General features: G+C 73.9%; 4 protein-coding genes. 3 read left to right on the forward strand and 1 reads right to left on the reverse strand.

Features of this window, described 5'->3' with window-relative positions:
- Positions 1-719, forward strand: a 719-nt coding sequence (locus CCN72_RS21455) for a TetR/AcrR family transcriptional regulator (protein WP_107430140.1), incomplete at its 5' end; no start/stop codon positions are given.
- A 61-nt stretch (positions 720-780) separates the two neighbouring features.
- Here the strand turns inward: CCN72_RS21455 and CCN72_RS21460 are convergent.
- The gene (locus CCN72_RS21460) at positions 781-5,241 is read right to left on the reverse strand and encodes an AAA family ATPase (protein ID WP_086808925.1); all 4,461 of its coding nucleotides are present in this window, start codon (positions 5,239-5,241) and stop codon (positions 781-783) included.
- Positions 5,242-5,372: 131 nt separating this feature from the next.
- Here CCN72_RS21460 and CCN72_RS21465 point away from each other — a divergent pair, with 131 nt between their 5' ends.
- Entirely contained in the window at positions 5,373-6,269 is an 897-nt protein-coding gene (locus CCN72_RS21465; RefSeq protein WP_086808926.1) for a lipase family protein, read from the forward strand.
- 144 nt (positions 6,270-6,413) lie between these two features.
- Positions 6,414-12,812, forward strand: a complete 6,399-nt coding sequence (locus CCN72_RS21470; RefSeq protein WP_086808927.1) for a non-ribosomal peptide synthetase — start codon at positions 6,414-6,416, stop codon at positions 12,810-12,812.
- The last annotated feature ends 85 nt before the right edge of the window (positions 12,813-12,897 follow it).

Below are 12,897 nucleotides of genomic sequence, written 5' to 3' on the forward strand. Positions count from 1 at the left end.
CCGCTCGCCCCGCTGCCGCCGCCCGGCGCGGCGCCCGGTCCGCCGACGCGCCACCGGCCCCGTCGGCGCTCACGCTCGACCGGATCGTCGCCGCCGCGATCGAGGTCGCCGACGCGGAGGGGCTGGCGGCGGTCTCGATGCGCCGGGTGGCCGCCGAACTCGGCGTGGCGACCATGTCGTTGTACCGGCACGTCGCCGACAAGGACGACCTGCTGACGAGGATGCTGGACACGGTCATCGCACGGGACCCGCTGCCCGCCGACCCGCCGCAGGACTGGCGCGCGGCGACCGAGCTGGCCGCCCGGCGGCTGTGGGGCCAGTTCCGCCGCCACCCGTGGCTCGCGCCGGCCCTGTCGGTGACCCGCCCCCAGATGGTGGCCTCGGCCCTGCCGTACAGCGAGTGGATGCTCTCCGTCCTGCACTCCCGCGGCCTCGACCTGCAAACCGCCTTCACCGCGCATCTGATGCTGCTCAACTACGCCCGCGGCATCGCCGTGAACCTGGAGTCGGAACGGGAGGCCGAGGCGTACAGCGGCCTCGACAGCGAGCAGTGGATGGACACCCAGGAACCCGAACTCCTCGACATCCTGGCCACCGGCCGCTTCCCCGCCCTCTCCCGCCTCGCCGCAGCGGGCTACGACCTCGACCTGGACGCCCTCTTCGAGTTCGGACTCCAGCGGCTGCTGGACGGGGTGGCGGCGCTGGTCGAGCAGGGCTGATCGCGCTCGCGCCGCGCTGTGCCGGGGCGGTACAGCGCGGTGCGGCCGTTGCGGCCCTCCGTCACAGCAGCCGCTCGTCCAGCAGGAGCGTCGCCAGTCCCGCCGGGCCGAGGATGTGCAGGGCGGGGCCCGACGCGACGGTGCCGACGGCCAGTGCGTGGACCGGGGCGCCGGTGAGGAGGGTGTGGCGGAGTTCGCCGGTCAGCGGGTCCCGGAGGCGGACACCGCTCGGGCTCGCGGAGGCGATCAGCGCCCGGCCGTCCGAGAGGGGCACCGCGGCCAGGGCCAGGGTGTCGGAAGCTCTCCAGTGGGCGAGAAGGGAGCCGTCGGCCGTGTCCCAGACGAAGATCTCGGTCGATGTGGTCGCGACCAGCAATACCCCGTGGTGGCTGCGGAAAGCGCACACGTGCCGGACCAGCGACCGGCGGCGGGCAGGCTGTCTCAGCGTGGTGACGACGCGACCGGAGAACAGGTCGACGAGATCGATGCCGGCCATGCCCACCACGGCGATCAGGGTGGTGCCCGACTCCCGCACGGGAAGGGGTGCCAGGAAGCGCGGCTGCTCGGTGGCCGGTCTGGGCAGGGCGGCGGTCTCGGCGCCGTCGACCGGATCCCACACCACAGCCCTGAGGTCTGCTCGGCCCTCCAGCCGGACCAGCATCGGCACGCCGGCCGTCGTCGTGACGACGCAGGACCGTCCGGCGGCAGGGCCGGTCTCGTGCGCGGGATGCACCTCCGTGCCGGACACCAGGTCCCAGACCGACCAGGAGCCGTGATCCTCGACCACGACGTACGCGCTGCCGGGAGGCGACGGGACCGGCTCGACCTTCCTGACACGCCCGGTGTCCAACCGCTTCACCAGCCGCCCCGTCAGGGCGTCGTGGACTTCCAGTCCGACGAGCGTGCCGACCACGAGGACATCACCGGCTCCGCCGAGGCCCGGGCATTGCGTCCTGCACAGCGGCCACGCCTCCCCGCGCCCGAGCGGCGCTCTGTACAACGTCTCCATCAGGTCGCCCCCGTTCAGCGCTGCCCCGTGGCCGGGTTGCCACAGCCTGATCCCCTGGGGACCGGCGGAGACGACACGTTGGCCATTCGGGTCGTCCAGGACGGCGAGGGCATCGATGGACGGGAGGTCGGCATCGAAGGAGTTCTCCCGGCCGCTGTCGATGTCCCGCACGACGATGCGGTTGAGCCGGGTGTAGGCCATCGCCGTGCCACCGGGCAGCGTCACCCGGGGGCGCCCCGGGAGCGCGGGATACGGAGCGGGTTCACCCCGGAAGGGGTCCCAGAGCCGCCATCGGACAGGTGATCCCGTCTGTGCTATGAGCAGGTCGTCCTTCCCGGGTCTGGACACGGCGAGGGCCACGTGCGCTCGGTCGCCCCCGAACGGCGGATGCGGGGTCAAGCCCGAGAACGGGTCCCAGAGGCGGATGCCCTCCGGCGTGGGGAAGGCCACGAGCGCGTGTCCGCTCGCCCGCCGCACCACGGCCGACGTGCTGCGGCGGAAGACAAGGCCCGACCCCGGAAAACCCTCGGCCTCGACGACGCGGCCCTCGTCGACGCCATGAGCGTTCGGCCGCCACACGAAGGCGCTCTGTGCCGTGATGACGAACAGCTTCCAGCGCGCGGCGCCGTCCTCCAGGACGTGCACATCGTTGACGGCCGGCAGGGAGAGGGCGGTGATGGGCTGGCCCGAGCCGGGGTCGTACAGGGTCACGCCCCTCCTGTGCCAGGTGACGAGGAACGTCCGGCCCCCGGTCGCCCGGATGGTGCACAGGCCACGGACGGGGGAGCGGGTGTCGCCGAGCTCGGACACCAGGCGGCCGGTCGCCGCGTCCCAGATCCGCACGGACCCGGTCTCCGACAGCACCGCGATCAGTGCCCGCCCGTCCAGCGTGGGCAGGACGTGCAGGCTTCTCGTCTCCCCCTTCGTCGGGGCGAGAACGTTCACGCGCGCCGACCACCGGCCCCAGGCAAGAGCGGCCGGCAGGCCCGCCGGCGCCTCCCACGGCTCGCCCCGCACGCCCCGCTGGAAGGTGATGCTGCCCAGGCGCGAGGCCGGGTCCACGCTCTCGTCGAGGTAGGGCTCGACCACCGCCGCCGCCGTGAGCATCCGGCGCCGCGGGTCCGCCGCCGGAAGCGGCAGCCCGAGGCGGGACCGCAGCGTGCCGGAGGTCTCCTGGGCCAGCAGTTCCAGCGGTACGTCGGCATCGTTCAGCATCTCCCCGAGGGCCGCGTGGTGGAGGAAATGCCTGCGGACGTACGGGTGCGGGTGCCGGGCCCGGGACCGCCGGACCAGAGCGGCCAGCTCGGCGGCGATCGAGGCATGGGCCGCGGTGAACCGCTCCGCCCGGGTCGGTCCCTGCCGTGGAGGACCGGGCGGGACCGGCGACCGGGGCAGCAGCAGCTCATGGTTGGTGAGCAGGAGGTCGGTCAGCCGCTGGTGGACCGGACGGTAGACCGTGCGGGCATCCTCCTCGGCGATGGCCAGGTAACCGGTGAGGCGGCTGTGGCGGAGGGTCCGCAGGGCGTGGTCGACGGCCTTGGTGCCGTGACCGTATCCATTGCCCGGCCCGGCCAGGGCGGCGGTGACGGCCGGCCAGACATCCGCCCAGGGAAGACCGGCGCCCGGCGCGAACGCGGTCGCGCGCAGCGCGGCGACCAGCAGGGTGTCCGGGACGCCGGTGCTCAGCGAGACGGCCGTGACGTCCTCACGGAGCAGCCCGGTGGTCCCGTCGGCGAGACGTTCCAGCCACCCGTCCTCGGCCATCTCCTGGCGGGTCTCGGCCCGTCGCAGCTGGTCGGCGGCGATCCGCGCGTCCAGGAAGGACGGTGCGACCGCGTCCGCGATGATCGTGGCGGCTTCGGCGGCCGCCTCCGACGCGCCGCGGTAGGGGCTGTCGGCCGGTGCGAGCAGCAGGGTGGCGGCGTAGGCCGCGATGTCGTCGGCGCAGTCGGGACCGTCGCTGCGCAGCACCCCGGGCAGCAGGCCCTCGTCCTTCAGCGCCTCGGTCAACCGCAGCAGCAAATGGTCCGCGCGCTCGTCGAGCAGGGACCCACCCGACGGGTGTGCCACGTCCGGGGAGCTGCGGACACCGAGGAGGAGACGGACGAGACGGGCCCCGCCCGGACCGCGGAGGCGGGCGAGGGGCAGGACGACGTCGTTGAAGACGGCGAGGGGGTCACTGGCTTCGTCCAGCGCGTCGATGACCACGGTGACCGGCCCCTCGGCGGCGTCGGTCCGTCTTTGCACCTGCCGCAGCAGCGCCCGCAGCGGCAGATCCGCTGCCTGTCCGGGCAACGGCTCCTGGCGCCCGGGGCCGAGGCTGATGACGAGATCCTGGACGACCGCCCCCGCGGACTTGTTGCGGGCCAGCACCGCGACGTCCACCGCCCCGACATCCGGCCGCAGCCGTTCGGGAATCCCCGCCACCATGGCCGTGTACGAGGGATCCGCGGCGAACCCGGGGTCGGAGAGGGTCACCAGACGGGCCAGCAGCGCGGACTTGCCGGAGCCGGCCGCGCCCGTGACGACGAGGACCCCCTCGCCCGCGCGCAGGAACCCGACCAGGCGGCTCATCAGCTCGGCCCGGCCGCTGAAGTACCAGCCCGGGTCGTCGGCGGCCGCCCGCCCCGAAGCACGCTCCAGCCAGAACTCGTCCAGGGCATCGGGGTTCGTGCCGATGTCCGCGGACCGCGTCAGGGCCAGTTGGCGCAGTGCCGGGCGGGCTGTGCCGACGGGCGGCCGGTAGCGGGGGTTGGGCAGACAGGCACTGGGGAACCGCCTGCGCGAATGCGGGACGATCCACTCGGCACGGACCAGGTCCTTCTCGACGCCCCGGTCGTCCCATCCGACCTCGTCCAGGAGCTGCTCCCACTCCTGGAAGGAGAGATACGGGGCGGTGTACCCGGCCGTCTCGTCGCGCATGCGCTCGCACGCCAGCGCCACGCGCTCGGTGAACGAACCGACCAGGGGCTGCTCCTCGTGATTGCCGGCGGTGACCACGGCCGCTCCGTCGAACCCGTGGCGCTCCGTGGACAGCGCTTCGAGCAGGCTGGTCAGCTCCGTGCGCAGGGTGCCGGAGAAGCAGGAGTCGACGAGGACCAGCACATGCTCGGACCAGCTGTCGAGCACTGCGGTGATGAGTTCGCTCGTCGGGAACGCCGTGGCGAACAGGCGATCCGGATCGGTCTCGGCGAGCGTCAGGAAGTGGCGGGGCGCGACCCGGCGCACGCCGTGGCCGGTGATGTAGACCACGACGGCTTCCCGGTACTTGGCCGCGGCCAGATTCTCCTCGCGCAGAAAGTCGCGCAGTTCGCCGACCGTACGCACCGACGGTGCCCGGGTCACCTCGAAGCGGCGGGCGTCCTCGATCTCCGGGTCCGCCAGCCATCCCGTGATCCGCGCTACCTGGGCGTCGATGGCCTCGTCGAACCCCGGGGGGCTGTCCTTGTAACCGTCCGGCGCGACCACGATCAGTCGCCGCCGGACGATTCCCGCCGGCTCATGCGCGTCCACAGCTCTCCCCCTGCTCCGTACGCGAGGTGCGGCGCACGGCTCGGTCAGCCTATCCGGAGCGGACGGCCCGCCGCCCGCGGCTACGATCGGCCCGGGGCCGAGGCCCTGGCGGCGGACGAGGAGGGGGAACGATGGGGGCACTGCAGATCGTCGGGGTGCACGGCATCCGGCAGGGGGCTTCGGCCACGACGGAGGCACTGAGCAGGAGCTGGCAGGAGTCGGTGGACGACGGGCTGGCCTGCTCGGGGCTCGCCGAGGTGGCCGGTCCGGTCGGCCTCACCGTCCCGTCGTATCAAGGTGTGTATCCGAAGACGGCCACTCGGTACATGCGGCTGGGCCCGGACGCCGCTCGTGCGGCCGACGACGTGCCCGTGGACGCAGCGGAAGAGGCCTTCATCCTGGAGGCCCTGGCCGCTTACGCGCCCTCCGCGGTGGCCAAGGAGCAGGACTCCCCGACGGCCGGCCGGACTCTGGGTGCGGGCCGGCTCACCCCGCGGATCCTCCGGCGGGCGCAGGCCGTGGACCGGGTGGCGGGCAAGGGGGTGACCGACCGTCTGCTGTGGCTGGTCCGGGAAGCCCACGGCTACCTGCGCCATGAGGAAACGGCGGCCGCGGTCCGCGCCCTGATCCGGGAGGCACTGGTCACCACGGGTGCCCGGATGGTCATCGCACACTCGCTGGGCACCGTCGTGTTCTACGACATGCTCACCCGCGGCGAGGTTCCGCCCGCGGCGGACGGCGGCCCCGGGGTGGCGTCGCTGATCACCTGCGGATCGCCGCTGGGCTGGCTCGCGGTGCGCAAGGGCATCCACACGGCCGGTAGCCCGCTGTCCGTCCCCGCCGGGGTGGAGTGGACCAACCTGTACGCGGCCAACGATCCGGTGAGCAAGGGCAGGGGCCTGTCGCACCTGGCGGTCGGCGTCACGGACGTCAGGGTCGACAACGGCAAGCTCAACGCCCACGACGTCCACCGCTATCTCGACAAGCCGGCGATCGCCGAAGGCATCAGCAAGGCCCGACGTCACTGAGCCGGCCGTCCCGGCCCCGGCGACCCGAGTCCGCCCCCGCCCCCAGAACCGCAGCCGACTCTGCTCACACCGCTGCGTCTTCTTCCCTGGGGAGTGTCCGCCGGTGGCGGCAGGCTGCTGGGAAAAGACGGCTGGGAGGCGACAGTGACAACAGGCCCGGCCCCTGCGGGGGCGCCGAACGACGTGGACGCCCGGGCGGCGTCCTTCGCGCAGCGCCGGCTGTGGTTCATGGACCAGCTGGCGGGGTCCTCCAGCGGGTCGATGCTGCCGTTGGTGCTGCGGCTGCGGGGGCGCCTCGATGCCGACCGGCTGGAGCGGTCGTTGGACGGGATCGTGGCCCGGCACGAGGTGCTGCGGACGCGGTTCACCGCCGTGGACGGGGAGCCGGTGCCGGTCGTGGACGCGCCCGCCGGATGCCCGCTGCGCCGGGTCACGGCGGACGGCCCCGAAGAGCTGTACGCCCGCTGCCTGGGCCGCCCCGTCGACCTCGCCGAAGAGCACCCGATCCGCGCCACCCTCGCCCGCGTCGCTGAGGACGAGCATCTGCTGCTGGTCGAGGTCCACCACATCGCCGTGGACGGGTGGTCCTGGGGCGTACTGCTGGAGGAACTGGCCGCCGGATACCGGGGCGAGGAGGTCCAGCCGCCCGCCGTGCAGTACGCCGAACTCGCCCGCACCCAGGCCGAACGGCTCTCCGGCGCCCGGCTGGAACGGCTGCTCGGGCACTGGCGGGAGCGGCTGACCGGGCTGACCCCGCTGGAACTGCCCACCGACCGGCCCCGGCCCCGGGTCTGGGACGGCTCCGGTGACGTCGTCCGCTTCGACCTGCCCGCCGAACTGGTCGCCGCCGTGGACGGCCTGGCGCGCTCCCGCCGCGTCACCCGGTACATGGTGCTGCTCACCGCCTACCAGGCGCTGCTCGGCCACTGGTCGGGCCGTACCGACGTCGCCGTGTGCAGCACGCTCGCCGACCGGGCCCAGCGCGGTGCCGCCGAGCTGATCGGCCCGCTGGTGAACACCGTCGTGCTGCGTACGGACCTGTCCGGACGGCCCGGCTTCGACACCCTGCTGGAGCGGGTACGGCGCCGGGTGCCGGCCGATCTGTCGCATGCCGAGGCGCCCTTCGACCTCGTGGTCGGCGCGCTCGGCGGATCCCGGGACCTGTCCCGGCACCCGCTCGCCCAGGCGTCGTTCACCCTGCTCAACTCCCCGATCCGGCCGGTGCGGATGGCGGACCTGGACGTGGCGCTCGTCGAACCGCCGCTGACCGAGACCCCGTTGGACGTCTTCCTGGACCTGACCCTGCGCACGGACGGCAGCATCGCCGCCATCCTCCAGTACGCCACCGCCCTGTTCGACGCCACCACGATGCGTGCGTTCGGGACGGCGTACGTCGCCCTGCTGCGGGCCGTCATCGCCCAACCCGCCGCCCCCGTAAATGATTTGGCGCGCGCCCTGGCCGCCGGGCCCGGTGCGCCCGCGCGGCCCAGGAGCGACTGGCACCACGCCCCCGACCGGCCCGCGGCACCCGCGCAGCCGGTCGCCTTCTCCGGGCGGCCCGACGCGCTCGCGCTGCGCTGCGGCGACGACAGCGCCACGTACGCGGAACTCGACGCCATGTCCGGCGGACTCGCCGTCGCGTTGCGTGCCGCCGGAGTCACCGCCGGCAGCCCGGTGGGTGTCGTACTGCGCCGCGGTCTGTGGTCGGTGGCCGCCATCGAGGGGATCTGGCGGGCCGGTGGGGTGTACGTACCGCTCGACCCCGAACTGCCCGCGCAGCGGCTCGCGTTCATGGCCGAGGAGGCTCAGCTGTCCTGCGTCCTCACCGCACCGGCGACCGCCGTGACCGCCGCCCCGCTCGCGCCCGTCGCCGTCGACGTCACCGCCGTCACCCCGGACCCGGACGGGCCCCGCCACCGGCCCGACCCCCGCCAACTCGCCCATGTCATCTTCACGTCCGGGTCCACGGGACGCCCCAAGGCGGTCGGTGTCGAACACGCCGCGCTCGCCTCGCACGTGGCCGCCGCACGGCAGCGCCTCGGCATCACCGCCGCCGACCGGGTGCTGGCCTTCGCCTCCTTCTCCTTCGACGCCTCCCTCGACCAGGTGCTGCCCGCCCTCACCTCCGGCGCCACCGTCGTCATGCGCCCCGAGGAGCCCTGGCTGCCCACCCAGGTGCCGGAGATCGTCCAGCGGCACGAACTGACCGTGGTCAATGTGCCGCCCACCTACTGGTCCGAGCTGGCCCTCTCCCTCGACCGGCGGCTGGCCGCCGCCCTCGCGCCGCTGCGGCTGCTGGTCCTCGGCGGCGAGGCGGTACCGGCCGACACCCTGGCCGTCTGGCGGGCCGCCGTGCCCTGGGTGCGGGTCTGCAACGCCTACGGGCCCACCGAGACCACCGTCACCGCCACCACCTACGACGCCGAGGAGCCGCCCATCGACAGCGTGCCCATCGGCCGGCCGCTCGGCGACCGGCGGGTGTACGTGGTGGACGCGGACGACGAGCAGGTGCCCGTCGGGGTGTCGGGTGAACTCCTCATCGGTGGCATCGAGTTGGCGCGCGGCTACCTCAACCGGCCCGCGCTGACCGCCGACCGATTCGTCCCCGACCCGTACGGCCCGCCCGGCGGCCGCCTCTACCGCACCGGCGACCTCGTGCGCTGGACGCCCGGGGGAGAGCTGGAGTTCGTCGGCCGCCGCGACGACCAGGTCAAGATCCGGGGCTTCCGTGTCGAACTCGGCGAGGTGGAAGCGGTGTTGCGGGCCTGCCCGCTGGTCGCCGCGGCCGCCGTCCGTCCGGACCGCGCCACCGGACAGGCCCTCACCGGCTATGTCGTACCCGCCCCGGACGCGCCCGCCGCACCCGACCGGGCGGAGCTGCGGGCCTGGTGCGCCCGCTATCTGCCGCACTACGCCGTCCCCTCCGACTACGTCACCCTGGACGCCCTCCCGGTCGGCGTCTCCGGCAAGCTCGACCGGGGCGCCCTGCCCGACCCCGACCGGGGCCGCCCGGCCGACGACGACGCCTTCGCCGCGCCCCGCGACGAGACCGAGCGGATCGTCGCCGAGGTGTGGGCCGATGTACTGGGCCTGGAGCGGATCGGCATCGACGACAGCTTCTTCGACCTGGGCGGGCACTCCCTGCTCGCCACCATGGCGGTCTCCAGGATCGCCGGGCGGCTCGGCCGGGACATCGAGCTGCGCACCGTCTTCGAGCACCCGACCGTACGCGGCTTCGCCCCGTGCGTGGCCGGCGCCCGCACCTCCGGCACGACCGAGGTGGTGCCCGTGGACCGCGCCCGCCCGCTGCCGCTGTCCTTCGCGCAGGAGCGCCTGTGGTTCCTCGACCGCACCTCCGACCGGGGCGACTCCTATCTGCTGTGGTACTGCTGGCGGGTCCGCGGCGGACTCGAACGCGACGCCTGGCAGCGGGCGTTGGACGATCTGGTGGCCCGGCACGAGGTGCTGCGCACGGCGCTGATCGAGTCCGACGGCCGTCCGGTGCAGCAGGTGTGCGACCCGGTGGGTGTGCCCCTGCACTGGGAGGCGGCACCGATGGGGCCGGACGAGGAGTCCCGCCTGGACGTCGTACGGCAGCGGGCCGTGGCCCTCGCCACCCGCCGCTTCGACCTCGCCCGGCCGCCCCTGCTGCGGGCCGGGGTGTGGGAGCTGGCCGACGACGACCATGTGGTCCTGCTCGCCCTGCACCACGCCGTCACCGATGGCTGGTCCAAGGGCGTCCTGCTGGACGAGCTGGCCCACCACTACGCGGCCCGCCGAGCGGGACGGGAGGTCCACCTTCCGCCGCTGCCCGTCCAGTACGGCGACTTCGCCGTGTGGCAGCGTGAACGTGCCGAGAGCGGGGCGCTGGAGCCGCAACTCGCTTATTGGGAGCGGGTGCTGGCACAGACGCCCGCCCTGGAGCTGCCCACCGACCGGCCCCGTCCTGCCGCGTTCACCGGGCGCGGCGGCGCCGTCGAGATCGATCTGCCCGCCGCGTTGGTGCACCGGGTGGACGCCTTCGCCCGGGAGCGTGGAGCGACCCGGTTCATGGTGCTGCTGGCCGCCGCCCAGGCGGTGCTGGCCCGCTGGTCGGGACAGACCGACGTCCCCGTGGGCACGCCCGTCGCCGGGCGCGGCCGCCTCGAACTGGAGCCGCTGGTCGGCTTCTTCGTCAACACCGTGGTGCTGCGCACGGACCTGTCCGGGCGGCCCACCTTCACCGGGCTCGTGGACCGGGTGCGGGAGGTGGTGCTGGGCGCCTTCGACCACCAGGAGGTGCCGTTCGAGCGGGTCGTGGAGCGGCTGCGCCCCGCCCGCGATCTGTCCCGCAACCCCCTGTTCCAGGTGATGGTGGACGTCCAGGACGCCTCCACCGGCGGCGCCGGGCTGCCGGGGCTCGACACCGGTGACTTCCAATTGCCTTGGGGATCCGCGAAGTTCGACCTCACGGCCACCTTCGTGGTGCGGCCCGACGGGTTCGCCCTCAACATCGAGTACGCCGCCGACCTGTTCGAGCCGGCCACCGCCACCCGGTTCGCCCGCCATGTCGGACGCCTGCTGGAAGCCTTCCTCGCCGACCCCGGCACCCGCGTGGACGCGGCACCGCTGCTGTCCGCGGGGGAGCGCGACCTGCTGGTGGCGACGGCGGGGCGCGAGGTGCTGCCCGCACCGGCGTTCCGGGTGGCCGGCCGCCCCGCGGATCCCGCCGTGGTGTGCGAGGGCACGAGCCTCGACTATGCCCGGCTGGACGCCCTGACCGGTGGGTTGGCCGCCACCCTCACCGCCCGGGGGGTCGCCCCCGGTGACCCCGTCGGGGTGTGCGTCGGGCGAGGTGTCTGGTCCGTGGCCGCGATGCTCGCCGTGTGGCGGGCGGGCGGTGTCTACGTGCCGCTCGACGCCCTGCTGCCCGAGGACCGGCTGCTGTACATGCTCCAGGAGGCCGGGGTACGGCACGTCGTGGCCGACGCGCACACCGGCGGGAAGGTCACCGCGCTCGGGGTGAGCGCCGTAGCCGTCGAGGACGTACGACCGCTGCCGGACGGACCGGCGCACGCCCCCGACCGCCCTCGGACCACGGCTGACCGCTCTCGGGCCACGGCCGACGACTCCCGAGCCACGGCCTGCAACCCCCGAACCGCGGCCGACGCCCCCCGGCACACCCCCGACCCGAGCGACCTCGCCTACGTCATCTTCACCTCCGGCTCCACCGGCCGCCCCAAGGCCGTCGGGGTCGAGCACCACGCCCTGGACGCCCATGTGGCCGCCGCCCGCGAGCGGTTCGCGCTCAGTGCCGAGGACCGGGTGCTCACCTTCGCGTCCACGTCGTTCGACGCCTCGCTGGAACAGATCCTGCCCGCGCTGAGCACCGGCGCCACGGTGATCGTGCGCCCGGACGAGATCTGGGCGCCGCAGGAGCTGGCCGCCCGGGTCGCGGCCGAGCGGGTCACCGTCATGGAACTCACCCCGTCCTACTGGGCGGAGCTGGTCTCCCACCTGGACCGGCTCGCCCCGCGGCTCGCTTCGCTGCGGCTGCTGGTGACCGGCGGGGAGGCGCTGCCCGCCGATCCGCTGGAGCGGTGGTTCACGCATCTGCCGCACGTGCCCGTGCTCAACACCTACGGGCCCACCGAGTCGGTGATCTCGGCCACCGCGCACACCGTGGACGGCGCCCGCGGCGGCCGGGTCCCCATCGGCCGGCCCCTGGGCGGGCGTCGTACCTATGTGGTCGACGCGCTGGGCGAACTCGTCCCCGAGGGCGTACCCGGCGAACTCCTCGTCGGCGGGCATGAGTTGGCTCGTGGATATCTGGGGCGGCCGGCGCTGACCGCCGAGCGGTTCGAGCCCGACCCGTTCGGGGCGCTCGGCGGACGGCTCTACCGCACCGGGGACGTCGTACGCCGACTGCCCTCCGGCGAGCTGGAGTTCCTCGGCCGCAACGACGACCAGGTGAAGATCCGCGGGTTCCGCGTCGAGCCCAAGGAGGCCGAGGCGGCACTGCGCCGGCACCCGGGGGTACGGGCCGCGGCGGTCGTCGTCCGCACCCTGCGCGGCGAGGCCGCCCTGGTGGGCTACGTCGTCGGCGACGGGCTGTCGCAGGAGATCCTCCAGACGCACTGCCGGGCCCAACTGCCGCACTATCTGGTGCCGTCGGCGTTCGTCCTGCTCGACGCGCTGCCGCTGACGGTCCAGGGCAAGCTGGACACCGCCGCCCTGCCCGAGCCCGCGGCACCCGAGGCGGGGACCTTCGTGGCGCCCCGCAGCCCGGCCGAGACGGTCGTCGCACAGATCTGGTGCGAGGTGCTCGACCTGCCCCGGGTCGGCGTCCACGACGACTTCTTCGCCCTGGGCGGCCACTCCCTGCGCGCCGTCGCCGTCGCCTCCAGACTGCGCACCGCGTTCGACTGCCCGCTCCAGGTCAGGGACCTGTTCGAGCATCCCACGGTGGGGCGGCTCGCCGCCGAGGTGGAGAGCCGACTGCTGGAGTTGATCTCGCAGATGAGCGACGACGAGATCGACCTCTCCCTCACCGCCGACTTCTGAGGGCCTTTCGCCCCGACACCCGCTTCCTTCCCATGAGTTCAGATCGGAGTGCCCTCATGACCACATCCGACGTGCGCCCAGGACC

Origin of the sequence: Streptomyces murinus (genome assembly GCF_002154555.1) — a bacterium.
Lineage (GTDB): Bacteria > Actinomycetota > Actinomycetes > Streptomycetales > Streptomycetaceae > Streptomyces > Streptomyces murinus.

Bases quoted from the DNA above. Each gene is read 5' to 3' on its own strand.
- CCN72_RS21465 (WP_086808926.1), top strand. From the start codon at position 5,373: ATGGGGGCACTGCAGATCGTCGGGGTGCACGGCATCCGGCAGGGGGCT.